This window comes from Streptomyces sp. TBY4, from assembly GCF_024213195.1.
Taxonomy (GTDB): domain Bacteria; phylum Actinomycetota; class Actinomycetes; order Streptomycetales; family Streptomycetaceae; genus Streptomyces.
In genome coordinates, this window is the sequence record NZ_JANAVF010000001.1 from 847,525 (window position 1) to 869,687 (window position 22,163).

Genomic DNA, 22,163 nt, shown 5'->3' on the forward strand with positions numbered 1-22,163 from the left:
GACTGCCTGTCAGACCTTGGAGCGGCAGCGTAACTTCCGTGCACCCACCGCGTCATGACGGCCGCGTGACGGCTACGATCCGCCGCATGAATGACGACGTCCGCAACATCGTGCTCGGGGTCATAGCCACCGCGTGCAGCGGCGGGTTCGGCTGGTTCACCCGGACCTATCTGTGGCGCCGCGACCTGCGCCGCAAGCAGGCCTTCTTCGGCCTGCCGACCGGTTCCGACTGCCTGTTCGTGGTCAACCGGCACATGAGCGGCAGCGAGGGGTCGGTGCACCGCAAGGACACCTTCGCCCTGCTGGAGATCGCCGGGCTGATCAAGGACTGCGGGGCGAACCTGCAGATCGTCACCCACGACGGGGCACGCCAGGGCTTCGGCGAGCGCGCCGAGTTCTGTGTCGGCGGCCCGGTCTCCAACGCCCGCACGGCGGCCCATCTGACCTCCATGCTGCCGGGAGTCCACTTCGACGACAGCCGTGAGCGCACCCCGGAGCGGGGTGCGCTCACCCTCGGCGGGGAGACGTACCGGTGGCAGGAGGGCCTGGTCGAGCACGTCCTGCTGGCCCGGCTGACGGCCGGTTCCGGCACGCGCCCGGTGTTCCTCATGGCGGGCCAGACCGCCAACAGCAATCACGCCGCGGCCCGTTACCTCGCCAGACACCACAAGTCCCTGGCCCGCACCTACGGCCGGGACTCCTTCTGCATCCTGCTGAAGGTGGTCAACTCCAACGCCTACGGCCCCGACGTGACGGAACTGATCGCCGACGTCACCCGGCCGGCCCGGACACCCGCAGTGGCAGCCGCGTGATCCCGTTGATGAAGTTCGACACCAACCGGCGGGGCGCGCCCGCCAGTTCCGACGCCGGCATGGCGGCGATCCACTCCTCGTAGAGGACGCGCAGCTGGAGCCGGGCGAAGTGGGCGCCCAGGCAGACGTGCGGGCCGTCCCCGAAGGAGACGTGCGGGTTGGGGGCGCGGCCGAGGTCGAGGCGGTCCGGGTCGGTGAAGACGCGCTCGTCGTGGTTGGCGGCGGCGTGGAAGACCACCACCTTGTCCCCGGCCCGGATCCGCTGTCCGGCGAGCTCGGTGTCGGCGGCGGCGGTGCGGCGGAAGCTGAGCACCGGCGGGTGGACGCGCAGGAGTTCCTCCACGGCCCGGTCCAACGGCGCCCGGCCGGCCGCGAGTCCGGCGTAGGCGTCCGGGTCGCGGGCCAGGGCGAGCAGGCCGCCGGGCGCGGCGCTGCGCACGGTGTCGTTGCCCGCGACGGTGAGCAGGAAGAAGAACATCTCCAGCTCGGCGTCCTCCAGTCCGGCGTGCGCGAGGGTGGTCATCACGTCGTCGCCGGGGTGGGCCCGCTTGTACGCGGCCAGTTCGCGGGCGTACCCGAACATCTCCCCCAGCAGCGCGGGTGAGCGCGGGTTCAGCGGCTTCCCGTCCGGGCCGAGCAGCGGAGCCGGGGCGTCCTCGGGATCCTGGTACCCGATGATCCGTACGGTCCACTCCAGCAGCAGCCCCCGGTCGGCGGCCGGAACGCCCAGCAGGTCGGTGAGGTTGAGCAGCGCGTACTCGTCGGTGACGGTGCGCACCAGGTCGGCGGACCCGTCCTCGGCGCCGTCGCGGGCGGCGCGCAGCAGCGTACGGGCGCGGCCGCGGACCCGGGCGGCGAAGGCGTCGACCCGGGCCGGGGTGAAGGCGCGGGCCACGGTCCGGCGCAGGGTCCCGTGCTCGGGCGGATCCTGGTTGAGTATGGTGCGCCGCAGGAAGGGCAGGTCGGCCGGGTCGGGGTCGCGGATCTGGGTGGCGCCCAGGTGCGAGGAGTACGTGCGGTGGTCGCGCAGGACCCGGACCACGTCGGCGTGCCGGGTGACGGCCCAGAAGCCGGGGCCGGCGGGCCAGCCGAGCACTTCCGGCTCGCTCTGCCGGGCCACCGGGTGGTGGTCGCGCAGCAGGCGGTAGCGCGCGTACGGGACGCCTTCGGCGTAGAGGCGCGGGTCGAAGACGTCGGGGGCCGGTCCGTGGTCCATGCGCCACACGGTGGCGGCGGGCGGCCCGGCCCGCAAGGGGCCACCGGGTGTCGTGCCCCGGGTGTCACTCCCCGGGCGGCCTGATCTCGCAGGTGGCCGGCTCCTCCTTGCCGTCGGAGCCGATGAGGAGGATCTGGGGGGCCGGCCTGACGAGCACCGCCGCGAGGGCCGTGCACGCCAGCTGGCGGCGGGCCGGTCCGGACAGCGGCGCGACCGGGAGGGGCAGGACCACGCGGACGGTCGTGCCGTCGTCGGCGACCCTGACCGGTCGCCAGGCGTTCGCCCTGGAGTCCTCGGACTTGGGGTCCGGGGACTTGGCCTCCGGCGCCGGGACCTCGGTGGTCAGCCCGGCCTCCCGCACAGCCGCGCTCGGCCCCTCCAGCAGGACGCCGATCGTGAAGCCGACGTCGGGCCGCTGCATCCGGTCGGAGACCGGGACCGGGACGAGCGAGCCGTCGGGCGCGAGGAAGTACAGCAGGCCCGGGTCCGGAGCGGTGGCCAGCTTCACGGTGCCGGCGCGGCCGCTCTCGACGACCCCGCTGGTGGCGATGCCGCAGCCGGTGGCGAGCAGTAGCGGGACGGTCAGCGCGGCCGCGGTCGCGGCCTGGCGCAGCCGGTTCATACGCGGGCCTCCAGCGGCATGTCGAGGGTGAAGAGCGCCCCGCCGCCGGGGCCGTTGGCCGCGTGCAGGGTGCCCCCGTGCAGGCGGACGTTCTCCAGGGTGATGGCCAGGCCCAGGCCGCTGCCCGTGGAGCGGGTGCGGGCGGCGTCGGCCTTGAAGAAGCGGTCGAAGATGTGCGGCAGCACCTCGGGGGCGATGCCGGGCCCGCTGTCGGCGACCTCGACGAGCAGCCGCGGGCCATCGGGTCCGCTCCCGGCGCGGACGGTGACGCGGACGGGGGCCCCGCCGTGCTTGAGGGCGTTGCCCACGAGGTTGGCGAGGACCACGTCGAAGCGGCGCGGGTCGAGCCGGGCGCGGAGGTCCGGGGGCAGGTCGGTGGTGACCCGCCCGTCGGTCCAGTGGCGGCGCTCCAGGGTCTTGGTGACGGTCTCGGCGACGTCCACCTCGTCGAGGTTGAGTTCGGCGGCGCGGGCGTCGAAGCGGGAGATCTCCATGAGGTCCTCGACGAGCACGGCGAGCTTCCCGGTCTCGGCGCTGACCAGGCGCAGGGCCTTGGCGGTGTCGGGGTCGAGGTCCTCGGCGCCCTCGTCGAGGACCTCGGTGACGGCGAGCATTCCGGCGAGCGGGGTGCGCAGTTCGTGGGAGACGTCGGCGGCGAAGCGGCGGGCCCGGGCCTCGGCCTCCCGGAGCTCGCTGACCGACTCTTCGAGGGCCCGGGCCGTCTCGTTGAAGGTGCGGGCCAGTCCCGCGAGTTCGTCGGCTCCGCGCACCTCGATCCGGGTGTCGAGCCGGCCGCGTCCCAGCCGCTGGGCGGCCTTGCGCATGTCCCGTACGGGCCTCAGGACGCTGCGCGCCGCGAGCAGGGCGGGGATCAGGGCGATCGCCAGGCCCGGTACGGCGCCCCGCTGGGCGGCGGTCACCAGGGCCTCCACGGTCGCCTGCTCGGTGTTCAGCGGCACGACGGCGTAGAAGACCGCTCCGGTGGTCTCGTAGCTCTCGTCGTACTTGAAGACGGCGGGCATGCCGACGACGAGGGAGAGGTTGCCGGCACGGTCCTGCGTGCGCTGGAAGGCCCCGTGCGGATGGGAGTTCACCTGGCGGCGGAGCTGTTCGGTGATGGCGCTGGAGGTGGTCGCGCCGCCCGGATTGGAGGTGGCGCGGAGCTTTCCGTACTCCCCGTAGACGATCCAGGGGTGCGGCTGGCCGCGCTTGCCCAGTTCCCCGACGAGCCGCTGGAGTTCCGCCTGTCCCATGGGCAGTTGGGTGTACTGGGAGTCGACCAGGTCGCGCAGGGTGCTGACGGCGGTGTCCTGGCTCTGCTTGAGGATCGCGTTGCGGGCCTGCTGGTAGGTGAGCGCGGCCGTGCTCACCGCGCAGATGGCGGCGACCAGCAGGAAGGCGGCGATCAGCCGGGTGCGCAGGCCCAGCGGTGCGAAACGTCTCATGCGCACCGCTTACAGCGGGCCGAAGCGGTAGCCGAAGCCGCGCACGGTCTGGATGTAGCGGGGGGCGGCGTCGGGGTCCTCGATCTTGTGGCGCAGGCGCCGCACGCAGGCGTCCACCAGCCGGGCGTCGGCGTGGTAGCTGTGGTCCCACACGTATTCGAGGAGCTGCTGGCGGGAGAAGACCTGCTCGGGCGAGGCCGACAGGTGCAGCAGGAGCTTGATCTCGCTGGGGGCCAGGGGGAGGCGCTCGCCGTTCTTGGCGACGGTGAGCCCGGCGCGGTCGACGGCCAGCTCTCCGTGGAACTCCACGTCGGGGCGGCCGCCGGAGGGCTCGCTGAGGCGGCGCAGCACGGCCTTGATGCGGGCTTCGATGACCTCGGTGCGGGCGGGTTTGACGATGTAGTCGTCGGCGCCGGCCTCGAGGCCGACGACTATGTCGAAGTCGTCCCCGCGCGCGGTGAGCATGATGATCGGGACCTGGCTGGTCTCGCGTATCCGACGGCAGACCTGGACCCCGTTGATGCCGGGCAGCATGAGGTCGAGCAGGACGAGCTCGGGGTGGAAGCTCGACATGAGCTCGAGTCCCTCCTCGCCGGTCTCGGCGGCGCTCACGTCGTGCCCCCGGCGGCGCAGGCCGAGGCCCACGCCCTCCCTGATGGAAGGGTCGTCCTCGATCAGCAGTACGCGTGGCATCGGGTCAGTATTCCAGGGTCGTCGATCGGTCCCCTCCCGCTTTCGGCCGATATCGGCGGCCTTCAGCAGGTATGGCCTAGCGGCCGGTTCTGCGGCGTACGGAGGCCAGCAGGTCGGTGATCTCCGTGATCCGCAGGGGGCGGGCGAGGAGTACGACGACGAGGACGATCACCGCGGTTCCCGCCGCGGCCCCGGTGATGTTCCCGAGGATCCCGGGGAGGTCCGCGTACCGGTCCGTGGCGCGCGCCGCGGCGTACCCGGCGGCGGCCGCCGGGGCGCAGGCGGCGATGAGCCGCAGGTGGGTCCGTGCGGCGGTGCTCCGGCGTTCGGTACGGGTCCCCGTGCGCGGGCCGAGCCTCCGGGCGAGGACGTACGCGGTGACGGCGGCGCCCGCGGCGTAGGCGACCGAGCAGGCCGCGGCCATGCCCGTGACCGCCCAGCGCGGCGGCAGCAGAAGGTAGGCGGTGGCCGAGAGCCCGGCGTTGAGGGCGGCGATGGTGAGGTTGAGGAAGAAGGGGGTCCGGGTGTCGGAGAGGGCGTAGAAGCCGCGGGAGAGCACGTACTGCGCGGAGTAGGCGATGAGGCCCGGTGCGAAGGCGGCGAGCATGCCGGCCATGACGGCGACGTCGGCGGGGCCGGTCTTGCCGTGCTCGAAGACGGCGCCCATCACCCAGGGGGCGAGGGCCGTGTAGAGCGCGGCGGCGGGGACGACCAGGGCGGCGCTGGAGCGCAGCGCGTAGGAGACGTCCTTGCGGACGGCCGCGAGGTCCCCGTCGGTGGCGGAGGCGCTCATCCGGGGCATGAGGGCGGTGACGAGGGAGACGGTGACGATGCCCTGCGGGACCATCCACAGCAGGTAGGCGTTGCTGTAGGCGAGGTAGCCGGCGCCGCCCGCGACCCCCTCGGCGACGGCGTGCCGGCCGGTGGTGGTGGAGAGCCGGGTCACGACCCAGTACGCGATCTGGTTGGTCAGGACGAGCATGACGAGCCAGCCCGCGTTGCGCAGCGGGCGGGCCAGTCCGCTGCCGCGCCAGTCGAAGCGGGGGCGCCAGCGGAAGCGGGCGGCGCGCAGCGAGGGGATCAGGCCGAGGGCCTGGACGACGATGCCGGCGGTGGTGCCGATGCCCAGCAGCCGGGTGTCGGAGGCGCTCAGCGTCCCTCCGGAGCCATTCGAGACGGCGAGGAACAGCGCGAAGACGGCGATGACGACGAGGTTGTTGAGGACCGGGGTCCACATCATGGCGCCGAACCGGCCGCGGGCGTTCAGCACCTGCCCCAGCAGCGTGAACAGCCCGTAGAACAGGATCTGCGGGAGGCAGTAGCGGGCCAGGGCCACGGTGGTGGACTCCTGGCCGCCGCTGTAGCCGGTGTACGCCGAGACGATCAGCGGCGCGGCCACCACGGCGGCGGCGGTGAGCACCACCAGCGCGGCCGTGCAGGCGGTGAGCAGCCGGTCGGTGTAGGCGGCGCCGCCGTCCGCGTGCTCCTTGGCGGCGCGGACCAGCTCGGGCACGAAGACGGCGTTGAGGGCGCCGCCGATGAGCAGGATGTACAGGATGTTCGGGACGGTGTTGGCGACCGCGTAGCCGTCGCCGAGCAGCGCGGTGCCCAGCGCGGCGCCGATCACGGCGGAGCGGACGAAGCCGGTGGCGCGCGAGACGATCGAGCCGGCGGCCATGAGCGCGCCGCTGCGCAGCACCGAGGTCTTCTCCGGTGCTGCGCTGTCGGTTCGGGTCCCTGTTTCCGTGGCGGTCGTGGCCGCTCTGGGGTCTGCGAGGGTCACCGGCGGGCCATGTACGCCTGGAACGCCTTGTAGAGGGCCGTGTTGGCGCATCCGTCCATCGAGGTCTCCCACTCGCCGAGGGTTTCGACGACCTGCCCGCCGGTGCCGAGCTTCCAGCGCAGCAGTCCGAAGGAGCGTTCGTCGGGGTCGAGGGTGGAGGGTACCCCGCGCATGTCGTATTCGTCCGCTCCGAGTGCATGTGCGTCACACATCATGCGCCACTGCAGGGCGTTGCTGGGGCGGACCTCGCGGCGGTGGTCGGCGGAGGCGCCGGTCTGGTACCAGACCCGGCTGCCGGCCACGATCATGGTGTGCGCGGCGAGGATCTCGCCCTGGTGAACGCCCAGGTAGAGCCGCATGCGTCCGGGTTCCTCGGCGTTCAGGACCTCGTACTGCTGCTGGTAGTACGCGAGCGAGCGACCGAGCCGGAAGCCGTCGCGCTCCTCGGTGATGCGCAGCAGCCGGTAGAACTCGGGGAGGTCGGCGGCCGTGCCGAGGACCGTCTCGACCCCCGCCTTCGTGGCCTTGCGCACATTGCGCCGCCACTCCTGGTTGAGGCCCGACCACAGGTCGTCGAGGGTGCGCCCGGCGAGCGGGACGCGGAAGACGTGGCGGGGCTGGGCGTCGCCGTCGTCCTCGCCCCCGCAGCGCTTCCAGCCGCGGGTGCGCAGCCGGTCGGCGAGCGCGGCGCCGACCGGGTCCACTTCGGTGGCGAGCACGTCGGACATCTGCCGGCCGGGGCCGGTGCCGGCCTTGGCGGTGGCCGCGTCCCAGCGGCGGTAGGCGGGGGTGGGCCCGATGCGGACGGCGAAGGCGCCGGAGGCCTTGAGGTGGTTCTTCAGGGGCGTCAGCCAGCGGTCGATGTCGGGGTCGGTCCAGTCGGCGACGGGCCCCTCGGGGAGGTAGGCGAAGTATTTGCGGGTGCCGGGGAATTGACGGTAGAGAACGAGGCCGGCCCCCTCCATTTCACCGCCGGGACAGTGCCATCCGACCCTTTCCGACCGCCAAAGGTCCTTTACTCCGGCCCAGGACGGGTACTGGAGAAAGCTGGCCCGGCCATGCTTGGAAAGGAAACCCTGATATTCCGCTTCGGACAGCGTGCGCACGGTGAGCTCGCTGCCCCGGCTTCGGGTCGGGTACTGCTGGGTGGGGGTCACGAGCAGTGCACACACGGCTGACCGGCCTTCCTGTACGTCCTGTACGCCCAAATGCGGTGGATGCACAGGACTCTCACAGGTGTCCATGACGGCAGTGCGCGGCGATTGTGACCGGACGATGACCGTATTGCTGCGGTCCATGTCACAACCGAAATCCTGATCTTTTCCGCATCTTGCGCAACCTAGAGTTGTTCCGTTCGCATCTTCTCCTGCGGACGATCATTACTTCGGAGGGGTTTTCGTTGAGCCGCACACGCCGGGTCTTCTCTGTACGCAGCCGCACCGCCGTGGCGGCCGGAACCGCATTGCTGGCGGCCTCGCTGGCCGCCTGCGGGGGCGGCGCCGCTTCGGGCGGCGCGGCCAAGGCGGAGATGAAGCAGAAGCCGGACATGGCGGTTTCGGTGAACCTCACCGGCGACCAGGTCAAGGCGGGTCAGCCGGTGACCGTGACGATCGCCGAGGGGAAGCTCGCGGCGGTGAAGGTCACGGACGCCAAGGGCGGTGAACTGGCCGGGCAGATATCCGCCGACGGGAAGACCTGGACCTCGCAGGGCAATGCCCTGCCCTCGGCCGACTACAAGGTCGAGGCCCAGAACACGGACAGCCAGAGCGCCACGACCACGTTCAAGACCTCGGCTCCCGACAAGGTGAACAAGGTCTCGATCAACATCCCCAAGGGCACCACCGTGGGCGTGGCCATGCCGGTCTCGATCGTCTTCGACAACCCGGTGAAGGACAAGGCGGCGGTCGAGAAGCAGCTGAAGGTCACCACCTCGAACAACACCGAGGGCTCCTGGGGCTGGATCAAGGACTACTCGGGCAAGGACCGGGTGGACTGGCGGCCCAAGGAGTACTGGAAGTCCGGCACCGACGTGAAGGTCCAGATGAACCTGAACGGCGTCGACTCCGGCCCCGGGGGCGGGATGTTCGTCAAGGACTACTCCACCGAGTTCAAGATCGGCAAGGACCGCGAGGTGAAGGTGGACCTCGACACGAAGAAGGCGACGGTCACCGAAGGCGGCCAGGTCGTCAACACCATCCCGATCTCGGCGGGCACGCCCGGCGGCAAGAAGGCCTCCTGGGACGGGAAGATGGTGATGATGGCCAAGGAGGGCACCATCCGGATGGACTCCCAGACGGTGGGCCTGGGCGACTCCTACGACAAGATGGTCGACTACTCGATCCGGCTGACCTGGTCGGGCATGTACGTGCACGCCGCCCCGTGGAACACCGCCAACTTCGGCCGCGCCAACACCAGTTCCGGCTGCGTGGGCATGTCGGACGAGAACGCCAAGGCGTTCTTCGCGGCGGCCCAGGCCGGCGATCCCTTCGAGGTCGTGGGGCAGGGCTCCAAGGGCAACCCGGACGTCGGCAACGGCTACGGCGAGTGGAACCTCACCTGGGAGCAGTGGCAGGGCAAGAGCGCCCTGGCCGGAACCCCGCAGGTGGGCTGAGCACTTCTGTGAAGTTGACCATCATTCAATCGTTACCGGCACGTAACTTACTCACGGGTTACTTCCGGTAAGCCCCTCCCGTTACCGTCGGGTCACTTTGACACCCGGCATACGCGAGGAGCGATCGATGGTCCGCACGGTCCGCACCACCAGCACCGCGACCGCCATGGCGGCCGTACTGGCAGCAGCCGCCCTGGGCCTGGCCCCCCATCAGGCCCAGGCGGCGCCCACCCGTACGACCGCCGCCGTCCCGGCAGCCTCGGAAGCCGCACCGGAACTCCGCTTCCACGACATCCCCGGCTCCGGCGGCATCACCCTCAAGGGCAACGTCTTCACCCCGGCGGGCGCCGGGGCCGGCGCGAAGTATCCGCTGATCGTCCTGCCGACCAGCTGGGGCATGCCTCAGATCGAATACATCGCGCAGGCGAAGAAGCTCGCCGACTCCGGTTACGTGGTGGTCAGTTACACCTCCCGCGGCTTCTGGCTCTCCGGTGGCCAGATCGAGACCGCCGGCCCCGCGGACACCGCCGACGTCTCGGCCGTCATCGACTGGGCGCTCGCCAACACCCCGGCCGACGCCGCACACATCGGCCTGGGCGGGGTCTCGTACGGCGCGGGCATCAGCCTGCTGGCCTCCGCGAACGATCCGCGCATCAAGGCCGTGGTCGCGCTCAGCGGCTGGGCCGATCTCATCGAGTCCATCTACTCCGGCCGCACCCAGCACCTCCAGGCCGCCGCCCTGCTCGGCGGCGCCGGCTTCCTCACCGGGCGCCCCGGCCCCGAACTCCAGCAGATCCTCGGCGACTTCCTCGGCTCGAACCTGGACCGGGAACCGCAGATGATCGAGTGGGGCAAGAAGCGCTCCGCCGCCGAGAAGGTGGAGCAGATCAACGCCAACGGCGCCGCGATCATGCTCGGCAACGCCTGGGGAGACACCATCTTCCCGCCCAACCAGTACGCCAAGTTCTTCGAGAAGCTGACCGGCCCCAAGCGCCTGGAGTTCCGCCCCGGCGACCACGCCACCGCCGAGCTGACGGGGCTCCTCGGACTGCCCAACGACACCTGGACCAACGCCCACCGCTGGTTCGACCGCTACCTCAAGGGCACCGCCAACGGCATCGACTCCGAGGCCCCGGTGCAGATCAAGCCGCGCAGCGACGGCGGGTACGAGGGGTACGCCGACTGGCAGTCGGTCGGCTCCGGCGGCACCGAGAAGCTGATGCTCTCCGACAGCGAGCACCTCTTCACCGGCATCGACTCCGGCGCCAACGGCGGGATCGTCATGCTCTCCAGCCTGCTCGACCAGATCGCCCAGGCCCCGCCCGCCGCCTCCATCCCGCTGCTCCCCCGCGCCTTCGCCGCCGTGTGGCAGTCCCCGCGCTACGAGGAGGAGCGCCGGGTCCGCGGCACGGTGAAGCTGCACACCACCGTCACCCCCTCGAAGTCCGACGGCACCTTCGTCGCGTACCTCTACGACGTGGGCCCGCTCGGCATCGGGAAGCTGATCAGCAACGCCCCGTACACCTTCCACGACCAGCAGGCCGGCCGGCCCTTCGGCGTGGACCTGGAGCTCTTCTCCACCGCCTACGACGTCCCCGCCGGGCACCGCCTCGCGGTGGTCGTCGACACCGTCGACCCGCTGTACATCGAGCACAACCCGACCGGCGGGCAGCTGACCTTCTCCTCGCCGCGCACCGATCCCTCGTACGTCTCGGTGCCGCTGCGCGAGCAGTGATCCGCGGCTGCTGCCGTGCCGGGTGTGGCTCTGGGGTGCGCCCCGCGGGTCAGATCCGGCCCGGCAGCGCCGTTCCGGGGTCGGCCGCGTCGATGTCGATGTCGACCGCCTTCGTCTTGGGATTGCGGCGCTCGCGCTTCGCCACCCAGGTGGCGAACCAGGACAGGAGCATGCACATCCCGATGTAGATCGGGGAGATGATCATCACGACGGGGATGAAGGGCAGGTCGTAGTCGAGGTTGGAGGCGATCAGCTTGCCCGCGTGCAGGAACTCCTCGTAGGTGATCAGGTAGCCGAGCGAGGTGTCCTTCAGGGCGACCACGAGCTGGCTGATGATGGTGGGCAGCATCGCCCGGACCCCCTGCGGGGCCAGGACGTAGGTCATCACCTGGGTCTTGCGCATGCCCAGGGCGTACGCGGCCTCGCGCTGGCCCTTCTCGACGGAGTTGATGCCCGTCCGGAAGACCTCCGCCAGCACCGAGCCGTTGTACAGGGTCAGTCCGGCGACCAGCGCGGGCAGCGGCTGGACCTTGAGCGCGACGAAGATGAAGAAGATCATCACCAGCACCGGCATGGCCCGGAAGAACTCCACGCACAGCGTGGACAGCCAGCGCACCGGCCGGTGGACCGAGAGCCGGCCCGTGGCGAGCACCGCGCCGAGCAGGAGCGAGAGCACCGAGGCGTAGGCGAAGGCCTTGAGGGTGTTCCAGAGCCCCTTGAGCAGCAGCTCCTGGATGCCCTGGTAGGTGAAGGGGCTCCACTTGGCGGCGGTGAACTGGTTCGTGTCGAAGAGCAGGTAGAGCAGCCAGCCGAGCAGCCCGAGGATGACGGCCGTCGAGGCGATCCCGTAGAAGAGGTGGCGGCGCTGGGCGCGCGGGCCCGGCAGGTCGTAGAGGGCGGTGGACTCCAGGTCACCGCGGAGCGCGTGCGCGGTCATCGGGCGACTCCGAAGCGCTTTTCGAGCACGTTGAACAGCGCGCTGATGGACAGGGTGATGATCAGGTAGCCCACCGCGATCCAGACGAAGGTCCAGATGATGCTGTAGCCCAGCTCGTTGAGGGTCTTGTACGTCCCCAGCAGCTCGGTGACGCTGAAGGCCCCGGCGATCGCCGAGTTCTTGGCGAGCGCGATGAGCGTGGAGCCGATCGGCGGGATGACGGACCGGAAGGCCTGGGGCAGGACGACCGTGCCCAGGGTCTGCCCGAAGGACATGCCGAGGCTGCGGGCCGCCTCCCCCTGTCCCTTGGGCACGGTGTTGATGCCGGAGCGCAGCGCCTCGCAGATGAAGGCCGAGGTGTAGCAGCCCAGGGCCAGGACGGCGAAGAGCTCGAAGGGCAGGACCAGGCCGAAGCGCGGCAGGCCGAGCAGGACGGCGAAGAAGAGCAGGGTGAGTGGGGTGTTGCGCAGGATGGTCACCCAGACGGTGCCGAAGACCCGGAAGGAGCCGACGGGGGCGACGCGGAAGGAGGCCATCAGGAAGCCGAGGACCAGGGCCAGCAGGGAGGAGTAGACCGTGAGTTCCACGGTGCCGAGGAAGCCCTTCCCGTAGAGCGAGAAGTTTTCGGTGAGTACGTCCATGGCGGTGCGCTCTCCCCTCAGCTCGCCGGGTAGCGGTCGATGGGCGGCGGCGTGGGCGCGGGCTGGCCGGAGAGGCCGAGCGTGGCCTCGTAGGCCTTCTTCCAGTTGCCGTTCTTCTCGTTCGCGGCGAGGGCGTCGTCGAGGGCGAACCGCAGCGCGTTGTCGGAGCGCGGGACGCCGATGCCGTAGGGCTCCTCGGAGAAGGGCTTGCCGACCACCTTGAGCTCCTCGGGCACCTTGGCCGCGTAGCCGAGGAGGATGGAGTCGTCGGTGGAGACCGCGTCGACCTGGTAGGTCAGCAGGTTGTCCACACAGACCGAGTACGTGTCGTAGGCGACGAGGACGGCCCGCGGGAACTCCTTCTGGAGCCGCTGGTAGGGAGTGGAGCCGGCGGCGGAGCAGACCTTCTTGCCGGCCAGGTCCTCGGGGCCCTTGATCTCCGTCTCCCCCTTGCGCACGAGCAGGGACTGTCCGGCGAGGAAGTAGGGCCCGGCGAAGCCGACCTGCTTCTTGCGGTTGTCGTTGATCGTGTAGGTGCCGACGTAGTAGTCGATCTGGCCGTTCTGCAGGGCCGTCTCGCGGTTGGCCGAGGCGATGGTCTTGAACTCGATCGTCTTGGGGTCGAAGCCCAGCGAGGCCGACATCATCTTGGCGATCTCGATGTCGAAGCCGGAGTAGCGGCCGCTCGCGGGGTCCTTCTCCCCCATGTAGGGCTGGTCCTCCTTGGCGCCGACCACGAGGTGGCCGCGCTTCCTGGCCTTCTCCCAGGTCGGGGAGTCGGGCAGCTGGAAGCCGGTGGCGACCTGGTAGACGGGCAGGTCCTCGGGCTGCGGGCCCTTGACCGGCGGACTGCCGGACTTCCCGCAGGCGGTGGCGGCCAGCAGCAACGCGGCCACGGCCAGTACGCGCAGGGTGTGCTTCATCGGGCCGCCCCTCAGTGCTTGAGGATCTTGGAGAGGAAGTCCTTGGCCCGGTCGCTCTCGGGGGCGGTGAAGAAGGCCTCCGGGGTCCGGTCCTCGACGATCCTCCCGTCGGCCATGAACACGACGCGGTTGGCGGCGGAGCGGGCGAAGCCCATCTCGTGCGTGACCACGACCATGGTCATGCCCTCCGCCGCGAGCTGCTGCATGACCTCCAGCACCTCGTTGATCATCTCCGGGTCGAGCGCGGAGGTGGGCTCGTCGAAGAGGAGGGCCTTGGGGTTCATGGCGAGGGCGCGGGCGATGGCCACGCGCTGCTGCTGGCCGCCGGAGAGCTGCGCCGGGAACTTCTCGGCCTGGTTCGCGAGGCCGACCCGCTCCAGCAGCTCGCGGGAGCGCTTGTCCGCCTCGTCCTTGCCCCGCTTCCTGACCTTGATCTGGGCGAGGGAGACGTTGGCGAGGACCGTCTTGTGCGCGAAGAGGTTGAAGGACTGGAAGACCATCCCCACGTCCGCGCGGAGCGCGGCGAGCTCCTTGCCCTCGGCCGGGAGCGGCTTCCCGTCGAGCGTGATCGTGCCCGACTCGATGGTCTCCAGCCGGTTGATCGCCCGGCACAGGGTCGATTTCCCGGAGCCGGAGGGGCCGATGACCACCACCACCTCCCCGCGGCCGACGGTGAGGTTGATGTCCTGGAGGACGTGCAGTTGTCCGAAGTGCTTGTTGACTTCCCGCAGCTCGATCAACGGATCGACGGCCATACGCTGCCCTGCCCACTTGTCGGTGTGTCGAGGTCAGCGCAAACTATCCAGCCGCGGAAGGGCACTTCACCGCGACACGCCTAAAAGCCGCATAAAGGGCTGCGAGGTCAGCCTTCCGAGGCCTCGGCGTACGCCTGGCTGAGCTCGGGGGATCCCGTCATCGCCCAGGACACCCCCGACTCGACCACGTTCAGCTCGCGCCCCGAGGCCAGCCGGATCATCGGCTGGCCGTTGGGCCACACCTGCCAGGCAGCGCCCGGAACGGAGCGGATGATCACGGTCCCGAGGTAGAAGCCCGCGTCGTTGCCGAGCCACGGGGTGATCTCGGGATCCCGGCGCCAGCGCGGCATCAGCTGGTCGATCTCCTCCAACGAGCGCGGGCTCTCGTCGAGTTCGAGCCCGGCCGAGCGCGCCTGGGCGCGCAGCATCTCGCATTCCGCGAACATCTCGTTGATGCCCTCGGGATCGTCCGCGAGGGCCGCGGCGAGTCCCGCGCCCGGTTCCGTTTCGTGTCGGTTGATCCAGTTGGCCAGAAAAGGGATGTTCATGGCCCCAGCCTGACACCCGGATCCCGGCCGGGCGACAGGACGCGCGCGGACTGTGACAGATCGGGGACGGCCGCGCCGTCCCCCGGAACCACTAGACCTCCAGGTCCACGACGACCGGGGCGTGGTCGGAGGCGCCCTTGCCCTTGCGCTCCTCGCGGTCCACGTAGGAGTCGGTGACGGCCTTGGCGAAGGCCTCGTTCCCGTAGACCAGGTCGATGCGCATGCCCTTGTTCTTCGGGAAGGCCAGCATCCGGTAGTCCCAGAAGGTGTACGGGCGGTCGTACTTGAGCGCGCGCGGGAAGACGTCGGAGAGCCCGGCCGTACGCAGCTGCTCCAGGGCGGACCGCTCGGCCGGGGTGACGTGGGTGAGACCCTCGAAGACCGCCGGGTCGTAGACGTCCTCGTCGGTCGGGGCCACGTTGAAGTCGCCGAGCACCGCGAAGGGACGCTCGCCCGCGGCGTCTTCCGCGACGGCGGCGGACAGGGCCCGGAACCAGTCCAGCTTGTAGCCGTAGTGGTCGTGCTCGACCTCGCGCCCGTTGGGCACGTACACCGACCAGACGCGCACGCCGCCGCAGGTGGCGGAGATGGCGCGGGGCTCCTGGACCCCCTCGTAGTCGGGCCCGCCGGGCAGGCCCGTGACCACGTCCTCCAGGCCCACCTTGGAGAGCAGGGCCACCCCGTTCCACCGGCCGGTGGCGTTGACGGCCGACTCGTAGCCCAGCGCGCGGAGCTCCTCGTACGGGAACTGCTCGGCGGAGCACTTGGTCTCCTGGATGCACAGGACGTCGGTGCCGGAGCTCTCCAGCCAGGCCAGCAGGCGCGGCAGCCGGGCGGTGATCGAGTTGACGTTGAACGTGGCGATACGCATGACGTCCAACCTACCGCCCGGCACCGACAGTCACAGGTCGGCGACGTGCCCCGGGGTGAGCCGGCCGTACTCGGCGCCGCCCAGGTTGCCGATCTGGTTCGCGTAGATCGGCAGCACCACGTCCGTCAGTCCGGCGTCGTGGATGGCGAGGGTCCGGCGCGGCTCGACCTCGCGGACGTAGTCGATCACTTCGGCGATCTTGTTCCAGGGCGCGTGCACCGGGAGCATGAGGGTCTCGACGGAGGCCCCGGGCACGGTCAGCGCGTCCCCCGGGTGGAAGACGGAGCCGTCCACCAGGTAGCCGACATTGGTGATCCGCGGGATGTCCGGATGGATCACGGCGTGCAGTTCGCCGTGCACCTGGATCTCGAACCCGGCCGCGGTGAAGGCGTCGCCGTGGCCCACGGTGTGGACGCGGCCCGGATATGCGGGGGCGAGCTGCTCCGCGACGCTGCGCAGGGTCCACAGCTGCGCCGCCGGATTCGCGTCGAGGGCGGCCCGCAGCCGGCCCTCCTCGAAGTGGTCGGGGTGCTCGTGGGTGACGAGCAGGACGTCGGCGCCGAGCCCGGCGTCCGGTTCGCTGAAGGCGCCCGGGTCGATGACGAGCACGAGCCCGTCCTTCTCCAGCTGGACACAGGAGTGCAGCCGCTTGGTGAGCTTCATGATCCAAGGCTAGCGGCGCGGGGCCCACCGGGCCTACGGGACGGCCGTGGAGACCACGTAGACCTTGGGGTAGCCGGGGTGGCTGAGGTCGACGGTGATGTCGCGGGTGGGCCGGGGGTCCGGGGCGTCCAGGGTGGTCCCGTACCAGCTGCCCTTCGAGCCCCAGTGCCAGCCCGCGGTCGCGGTGTCGGACGGGGAGATGGACACCCCGGGGGTCAGGTCCTCGCGGCTCGTGCCCACCTCGGCCAGGAACGTGTCGAGCTCCTCCGGGGTGACCCCGAACTGCACGTACAGGCGGCTGGTGTGCCAGTTGTTGGTCTCCAGGTACCCGACGCGCGAGGCCTTCACCGGGATCGGGACCTCGTAGATGCTGCGCTGCACCTTGGAGGGCCAGGCGGTGCGGACCTTGGCGGCGCCGACCTTGGAGGCCTTGTCGCGGCCGCTCTGGCGGCTCTGCTGGGCGGAGACGGCGAGGTAGCCCGCCGGGACGCCGATCAGCAGCAGGATGATGATCGCCGTGATCCAGCGGCGCCGCACCACGTGCTTGCGGTCCTCGACGGGGGTCGGCTCGCCGGACCCTCCCTCGGGGGACGGGGCCTGGCGGGGCAGAGTGGGCGGCGGTGTCACTGCGTTTCCTGGTCCTCGGGGCCGGTGGCGGTGTCGCGCCGGCCGAACTGCGCGTAGCGCTCGTACCGCTCGACGCGCCGGCGCGTGGCGCGGCGGAAGCGGCGGGCGACGAGCCGGGAGAGGTCGGCGGCGCCGACCATGCCGGCCTCGGGGCCGAGCTGGGCCTTGGCGATGCGCGCCTCGGGGCGGTAGCCGCGGCCGGTGAGGTGGCGCCGGAAGGCGTCGCGGGCCGGGCCGATCAGCAGGTCGTCGGCGGCGCTGACGCCGCCGCCGATGACGAAGCAGGAGGGGTCGAGGGCGGCCGCGAGGTTGGCGATGCCGACGCCGAGCCACTGGCCGATGTCCTGGAGGAGCTCGACGCACATGGCGTCGCCCTCCCGGGCCAGCTCGGTGATGAGCGGCCCGGTGATCTCGTGGACGTTGCCGCCGACCCGGGCGATGAGGTTGTACGCGACCGGGGAGTCGGCGGCGGCCAGCTCGCGGGCCTCGCGGACCAGGGCGTTGCCGGAGCTGTACTGCTCCCAGCAGCCGCGGTTGCCGCAGGGGCAGCGGTGGCCCCCGGGGACCACCTGCATGTGGCCGAACTCGCCGGCGACCCCGTAGCGGCCCCGCTTGACCTGGCCGCCTTCGAGGATGGCCCCGCCGATCCCGGTGCCCAGGGTGATCATGACGAGGTGGTCCTCGCCGCGGCCGGCGCCGAAGCGCCACTCGGCCCAGGCGGCGGTGTTGGCATCGTTGTCCACCATGACCGGGACCGCGAGCCGGGACTGGAGCGCGTCGCGCAGCGGTTCGTCGCGCCAGGCCAGGTGCGGGGCGAACAGCACGCGGGAGCGGTCGGCGTCGACCCAGCCGGCGGCGCCGATGCCCACGGCGTGCACGTCGTGCCGGTCGGAGAGGTCGAGGACCAGCTCGACGATGGTGTCCTCGACCACCTTGGGGCTCTTGGACTTGTCCGGGGTCTCGGTCCGGATCTTCTCCAGGATGACCCCGTCGGCGTCGACGACCCCGGCCATCACCTTGGTGCCGCCGATGTCGATGCCGACGGTCGGAACGCGCGGGGCGGTCAGGTGCGACCTGCGCTCACGGGTCCCGATGGTCCGCAGGACGGTGCCCCGCGCCGCCCCCCGGTGGGCGAGCGTGAAGTCCCGGTACGTGCTCATCGAGTCGTGTCGTCCCTCAGGGTGCGGTGGTGCCGGATGTGGTGCCGGATGCGCTCTCAGGTCCTGATTCTGCCACCCGCTCCAGTTCGTGGCTCAGTTCGTCGAGCTCGGAACCGCCCGCCATCTGCCGGGTGAGCTCGTCCAGGGTGATCGAGTCACGGGTGTGACTGCCCGCCATGGTGCCGCGCTTGAGCAGCACGAACCGGTCCCCGACCAGGTGGGCGTGGTGCGGGTTGTGCGTGATGAGGACCACGCCGAGGCCCGCGTCACGGGCCGCGGCCACGTACTTCAGGACCACCCCGGACTGTTTGACGCCGAGGGCGGCGGTGGGCTCGTCGAGTACGAGGACCTTCGCGCCGAAGTGGACGGCGCGGGCGATGGCCACGCACTGCCGCTCGCCGCCGGACAGGGTGCCGATGGGCTGGTCCACGTCCCGCAGGTCGATGCCCATGCGCAGCAGCTCGGCGCGGGTGGTCTCCCGCATGAGCTCCACGTCGAGGCGGCGGAAGGGGCCGCGGCCCCTGGTGGGCTCCGATCCGAGGAAGAAGTTGCGCCAGACGGGCATGAGCGGGACCACGGCGAGGTCCTGGTAGACGGTGGCGATGCCGTGGTCGAGGGCGGCGCGCGGGTTGGCGAGCACGGTCTCCTCGCCCTCGATCTCGAAGGTGCCGGCGTCGTGCTGGTGCAGCCCCGCGATGATCTTGATGAGGGTGGACTTGCCGGCGCCGTTGTCGCCGAGGACGCAGGTGATCTCGCCGGCCGAGACCTCCAGGGAGACGTCCTGGAGGGCGCGGATGTTGCCGTAGTACTTGCTGACGCCGGTCAGCTTCACCAGAGCCGGTGCGGCCGGGTCCCCGGTCGTGGTCACGGTCTCGGACATCACTTCGCCTCCGCCCGCTTGCGGACCCATGCGTTGAGCAGCGTGGCCAGCAGCAGCATCGCGCCGAGGAAGAACTTGAACCAGTCGGGGTTCCACTGGGCGTAGACGATGCCGTTGCTGGTCATGCCGAAGATGAAGGCGCCCACGGCGGAGCCGATGGCCGAGCCGTAGCCGCCGGTCATCAAGCAGCCGCCGATCACGGCCGCGATGATGTAGAGGAACTCGTTGCCGACGCCCTCGCCCGACTGGACCACGTCGAACGAGAAGAGGATGTGCTGCCCGGAGATCCAGGCGCACAGGGCGACGCCCATGTAGAGGCCGATGCGGGTCTTGACGACCGGGACGCCGGTCGCGCGGGCCGCGTCCGCGCCGCCGCCCACGGCGAAGATCCAGTTGCCGGCGCGGGTGCGCAGCAGGATCCAGGTGGCGACGGCGACCAGGAGCAGCCACCACAGGATGGTGACCTTGAGGGTGACCGAGCCGAAGGTCCACTGCGAGGCGAAGAGGGCCCGGGCGGAGGGGAAGCCCTCCATGTCGGCGATGGTCTTGGTGGAGACCGAGCCGCTGATCAGCTTGGTGAAGCCGAGGTTCAGGCCGGTCAGCATCAGGAAGGTGCCGAGCGTGATGATGAAGCTGGGCAGTTTCGTGCGGGTCAGCATGAACCCGTTGAAGAACCCGATCGCCAGGGTGACCAGCAGCGATACGAGGACGCCCACCCAGACGTTCGCGGTCATCTGGTAGCTGAACATCGAGCTGACCAGCGCCGAGGTGGTGACCATGACACCGGCGGACAGGTCGAACTCGCCGCCGATCATGAGCAGGGCCACCGGGACGGCCATGATGCCGATGGTGGAGGCCGAGTACAGGATCGTGCTCAGGCTGGAGGCCCGCAGGAAGCTGTCGGCGGCGAAGGAGAAGAAGACGAAGACGGCGGCCGCGCCGACCACGGCGCCGAGCTCGGGGCGGCCGAGCAGGCGGCGCAGCAGCGAGGTGGGCGCGAGCCGCTCGTCGCGCGGGGCGGGAGCCGGAGCGGGGGGCCGGGTGGCGGTGGTCATCGGCTGCCCCGGTTGATGAACTTCTCCAGGGTGGCCGCCTCGGCGCCCGTGACGATCTGCGGCCCGGTGAGCACCGGCCGGCCGCCGCCGAGCACGTCGGCGTTGTAGCGGTAGAGCCAGAGCAGGTCGACGGCCTCGTAGCCCTGTAGGTAGGGCTGCTGGTCGACGGCGAAGCCGAGGGCGCCGGACTTCAGGTCGCGGGCCACGGAGGCGTTCAGGTCGAAGGTGTCGATCTCTGCCTTGCTGCCCGCCGCCTCCTTGGCCTTGACGGCCGTGGGCGCGAAGGGCGCGCCGAGGGTGACGACCGCGTCCACGGAGGGGTCGGCCTGCAGCTTGGCCTGGAGGGCGGACTGCACGGACGGCATGTTGGTGCCCTCGACGTACAGGTTCTCCATGGTCCCGCCGGATTCGGCGAAGGTCTTCTTCGCTCCGGCGCAGCGCTGCTCGTGGCCCACGTTGCCCTGCTCGTGCAGGACGCAGACGGCCTTCTTGCGGCCGCGCTTGCCGAGCTCGGTGCCGACCGCCTCGCCGGCGATCTCCTCGTCCTGGCCGATGTGGGTGAGCGCCCCGTACGCGGCGGACTGGGCGGATCCGGAGTTGACCGTGATCACCGGGATGCCGGCCGCGACGGCCTTGGCGAGCACGTCCTTGAGCGCCTCGGGCTTGGCGAGGGAGACGATCAGCCCGTCGACCTTCTGGTCGATGGCGTTCTGGACGAACTGGGCCTGCTGCTGCGCCTGGTCGTCGTGGGCGTAGACGAAGTTGATGTTGTCCTTCGCCGCGGCCTCCTTCGCCCCCTTCTGCACGATGTCCCAGAAGGTGTCGCCGTCTCCCGCGTGAGTGACCATCGCGAAGGTCCAGCGCGGGGTGGACACGGCGGGCCGGCCCGCCGCCTCGGCCTTCGCGCGGTCCTCGGCGCGCTTGCCGCCCGTACTGCTGCATCCCGCGAGGGAGGCACCGAGTACCGCCGCGAGCACCGCGCCCACGAGGCGTACGCCTGTCCGAACCCTAGCCACGTCTGCCCGTGCCTTTCGTCAAAACGGTCATTTGTTTCAAGCCGCAGCCGCCCAGTATCCGTCACAGTGCACCATGCAAGGTCATCGGGGCCATTGCGGACCGTGCCGGACACAGCGGGACAGATTGACAGCTCCCCCGGACGGGGCCACGTTGAGTGCATGCGCATCGGGCTCATCGGAACGGGCCGGATCGGTTCCTTCCACGCGGCGGCACTGGCCCGGCAGGCGGACGCGGGATCGCTCCTGCTCGCCGACGCCGACCCCGCGCGGGCGGTGCGCCTGGCCGACCGGCTCGGGGCCACCGCCGCGCCCTCCGTCGAGCAGATCTTCACCTGGGGCGTGGACGCGCTGGTGGTGGCCTGCGCCACCGAGGGCCACGCCGACCTGGTCGTACGGGCGGTACGCGGCGGGCTGCCGGTCTTCTGCGAGAAGCCGGTCGCCCCGGACCTGGACCGCACCCTGGCGGTGCTGCGCGAGGTGGCGGCGGTCGGCGGGGTGCTCCAGCTCGGGTTCATGCGCCGCTTCGACGCGGGCTGCGCGACGGCGCGCGAGCTGGTCCGCTCCGGAGCCCTGGGCCGGCTGCACACCGTACGGACCATGACCGCGGATCCCTCGCCGCCGGACGCCGCGTACCTGCGGACCTCCGGCGGGCTGTTCCGGGACTGCCTGGTGCACGACTTCGACATGGTCCGCTGGGTGACGGGGCACGAGGTGAGCGAGGTGTACGCGACCGGGTCGGATGCGGGGCCGGCCCGGTTCCGGGAGGCGGGCGACATCGACACCGCGGCCGCGCTCCTCACCCTGGACGACGGGACGCTGGTCTCCAGTACCGGAACGCGGTGCAACGGCGCCGGGTACGACGTACGGATGGAGCTGGCCGGGGAGCTGGACCAGGTCTCCACCGGGCTGGACGACCGTACGCCGATCGCCTCGACCGAACCGCACGGCCCGCCCCCGGCGACCAAGCCGTGGGCGGGGTTCCTGGAACGGTTCGCCCCCGCCTACGAGGCCGAGCTGGCGGCCTTCGTCCGGCTGGTGCGCGGCGAGGGCCCCAATCCGTGCGACGGCGTGGAGGCGCTGGCCGCGTTCCGGGTGGCGGAGGCCTGCGAGCTCTCGCGGCGGGAGCGGCGCCGGGTCGTGCTGGAGGAGCTCCCGGGTCTGTAACGCCGT

Annotated in this window: 22 protein-coding genes; 4 read left to right on the forward strand and 18 right to left on the reverse strand. The window is 70.9% G+C overall.

All coding sequences use genetic code 11. The annotated features are described in order from the left end of the window. Positions 1 to 86: 86 nt before the first annotated feature. The gene (locus NLX94_RS03950) at positions 87 to 812 is read left to right on the forward strand and encodes a hypothetical protein (protein WP_254381127.1); all 726 of its coding nucleotides are present in this window, start codon (positions 87 to 89) and stop codon (positions 810 to 812) included. Here the strand turns inward: NLX94_RS03950 and NLX94_RS03955 are convergent. From NLX94_RS03955 to NLX94_RS03980, 6 genes are all read right to left on the reverse strand, one after another. After that, positions 772 to 2,028 carry a cytochrome P450 gene (locus NLX94_RS03955; RefSeq protein ID WP_254381128.1) on the reverse strand — a complete coding sequence of 419 codons (1,257 nt, stop codon included), beginning with the start codon at positions 2,026 to 2,028 and terminating at the stop codon, positions 772 to 774. The two genes, NLX94_RS03950 and NLX94_RS03955, sit on opposite strands and share 41 nt — an antisense overlap. 64 nt (positions 2,029 to 2,092) lie before the next feature. Beyond that, positions 2,093 to 2,650 carry a hypothetical protein gene (locus NLX94_RS03960; protein WP_254381129.1) on the reverse strand — a complete coding sequence of 186 codons (558 nt, stop codon included), beginning with the start codon at positions 2,648 to 2,650 and terminating at the stop codon, positions 2,093 to 2,095. Further along, positions 2,647 to 4,095, reverse strand: a complete 1,449-nt coding sequence (locus NLX94_RS03965) for a HAMP domain-containing sensor histidine kinase (protein WP_254381130.1) — start codon at positions 4,093 to 4,095, stop codon at positions 2,647 to 2,649. Before NLX94_RS03965 ends, NLX94_RS03960 begins: the two co-directional genes overlap by 4 nt. Positions 4,096 to 4,104: 9 nt before the next feature. Then, entirely contained in the window at positions 4,105 to 4,788 is a 684-nt protein-coding gene (locus NLX94_RS03970; RefSeq protein WP_254381131.1) for a response regulator transcription factor, read from the reverse strand. Positions 4,789 to 4,864: 76 nt separating this feature from the next. Continuing rightward, positions 4,865 to 6,622: a murein biosynthesis integral membrane protein MurJ gene (gene murJ / locus NLX94_RS03975; RefSeq protein ID WP_254381132.1), complete on the reverse strand. Its 1,758-nt coding sequence runs from the start codon at positions 6,620 to 6,622 to the stop codon at positions 4,865 to 4,867. Beyond that, entirely contained in the window at positions 6,568 to 7,677 is a 1,110-nt protein-coding gene (locus NLX94_RS03980; RefSeq protein WP_254381232.1) for a peptidoglycan bridge formation glycyltransferase FemA/FemB family protein, read from the reverse strand. Before NLX94_RS03980 ends, murJ begins: the two co-directional genes overlap by 55 nt. Before the next feature lie 293 nt (positions 7,678 to 7,970). Here NLX94_RS03980 and NLX94_RS03985 point away from each other — a divergent pair, with 293 nt between their 5' ends. Together NLX94_RS03985 and NLX94_RS03990 are read left to right on the forward strand one after the other, a co-directional pair. Continuing rightward, positions 7,971 to 9,182 (forward strand): Ig-like domain-containing protein, encoded by a 1,212-nt coding sequence (locus NLX94_RS03985; RefSeq protein ID WP_254381133.1) that lies wholly within the window; start codon positions 7,971 to 7,973, stop codon positions 9,180 to 9,182. Between the two features lie 127 nt (positions 9,183 to 9,309). Then, complete coding sequence (locus NLX94_RS03990) at positions 9,310 to 10,917, forward strand: CocE/NonD family hydrolase (RefSeq protein ID WP_254381134.1); 1,608 nt, start codon at positions 9,310 to 9,312, stop codon at positions 10,915 to 10,917. Positions 10,918 to 10,966: 49 nt separating this feature from the next. Here NLX94_RS03990 and NLX94_RS03995 read toward each other — a convergent pair whose 3' ends face one another. The 12 genes from NLX94_RS03995 to NLX94_RS04050 all read right to left on the reverse strand — a co-directional run bounded on the left by NLX94_RS03995 (position 10,967) and on the right by NLX94_RS04050 (position 20,963). Beyond that, positions 10,967 to 11,854 (reverse strand): amino acid ABC transporter permease, encoded by an 888-nt coding sequence (locus NLX94_RS03995; RefSeq protein ID WP_254381135.1) that lies wholly within the window; start codon positions 11,852 to 11,854, stop codon positions 10,967 to 10,969. Continuing rightward, positions 11,851 to 12,495 carry an amino acid ABC transporter permease gene (locus NLX94_RS04000; protein ID WP_254381136.1) on the reverse strand — a complete coding sequence of 215 codons (645 nt, stop codon included), beginning with the start codon at positions 12,493 to 12,495 and terminating at the stop codon, positions 11,851 to 11,853. The genes NLX94_RS03995 and NLX94_RS04000 overlap by 4 nt, the downstream gene beginning before the upstream one ends. A gap of 17 nt (positions 12,496 to 12,512) precedes the next feature. Beyond that, positions 12,513 to 13,418 (reverse strand): glutamate ABC transporter substrate-binding protein, encoded by a 906-nt coding sequence (locus tag NLX94_RS04005; protein ID WP_254381137.1) that lies wholly within the window; start codon positions 13,416 to 13,418, stop codon positions 12,513 to 12,515. 11 nt (positions 13,419 to 13,429) lie between these two features. After that, positions 13,430 to 14,173, reverse strand: coding sequence for an amino acid ABC transporter ATP-binding protein (locus NLX94_RS04010; protein ID WP_254381138.1), 744 nt, complete (start codon positions 14,171 to 14,173; stop codon positions 13,430 to 13,432). 107 nt (positions 14,174 to 14,280) lie between these two features. Next, a complete protein-coding gene (locus NLX94_RS04015) occupies positions 14,281 to 14,721 on the reverse strand; it encodes a DUF6278 family protein (RefSeq protein WP_254381139.1) in 441 nt (146 codons plus the stop codon). Between the two features lie 91 nt (positions 14,722 to 14,812). Continuing rightward, on the reverse strand, positions 14,813 to 15,592 hold the full coding sequence (locus NLX94_RS04020) for an exodeoxyribonuclease III (protein WP_254381140.1): 780 nt from the start codon (positions 15,590 to 15,592) through the stop codon (positions 14,813 to 14,815). A 30-nt stretch (positions 15,593 to 15,622) separates the two neighbouring features. Beyond that, on the reverse strand, positions 15,623 to 16,255 hold the full coding sequence (locus NLX94_RS04025) for an MBL fold metallo-hydrolase (RefSeq protein WP_254381141.1): 633 nt from the start codon (positions 16,253 to 16,255) through the stop codon (positions 15,623 to 15,625). A 33-nt stretch (positions 16,256 to 16,288) separates the two neighbouring features. Next, the gene (locus tag NLX94_RS04030) at positions 16,289 to 16,882 is read right to left on the reverse strand and encodes a hypothetical protein (RefSeq protein ID WP_254381142.1); all 594 of its coding nucleotides are present in this window, start codon (positions 16,880 to 16,882) and stop codon (positions 16,289 to 16,291) included. Further along, positions 16,879 to 18,042, reverse strand: a complete 1,164-nt coding sequence (locus NLX94_RS04035) for an ROK family glucokinase (RefSeq protein WP_254381143.1) — start codon at positions 18,040 to 18,042, stop codon at positions 16,879 to 16,881. The genes NLX94_RS04030 and NLX94_RS04035 overlap by 4 nt, the downstream gene beginning before the upstream one ends. 16 nt (positions 18,043 to 18,058) lie before the next feature. Continuing rightward, positions 18,059 to 18,922, reverse strand: a complete 864-nt coding sequence (locus NLX94_RS04040; RefSeq protein ID WP_254381144.1) for an ATP-binding cassette domain-containing protein — start codon at positions 18,920 to 18,922, stop codon at positions 18,059 to 18,061. After that, a complete protein-coding gene (locus NLX94_RS04045) occupies positions 18,922 to 19,977 on the reverse strand; it encodes an ABC transporter permease (protein ID WP_254381145.1) in 1,056 nt (351 codons plus the stop codon). The genes NLX94_RS04040 and NLX94_RS04045 overlap by 1 nt, the downstream gene beginning before the upstream one ends. Beyond that, positions 19,974 to 20,963 carry a sugar ABC transporter substrate-binding protein gene (locus NLX94_RS04050; protein WP_254381233.1) on the reverse strand — a complete coding sequence of 330 codons (990 nt, stop codon included), beginning with the start codon at positions 20,961 to 20,963 and terminating at the stop codon, positions 19,974 to 19,976. The genes NLX94_RS04045 and NLX94_RS04050 overlap by 4 nt, the downstream gene beginning before the upstream one ends. A 189-nt stretch (positions 20,964 to 21,152) precedes the next feature. On the opposite strand from NLX94_RS04050, the gene NLX94_RS04055 reads away from it, so the two are divergent. Continuing rightward, entirely contained in the window at positions 21,153 to 22,157 is a 1,005-nt protein-coding gene (locus NLX94_RS04055; RefSeq protein WP_254381146.1) for a Gfo/Idh/MocA family oxidoreductase, read from the forward strand. Positions 22,158 to 22,163 lie beyond the last annotated feature (6 nt).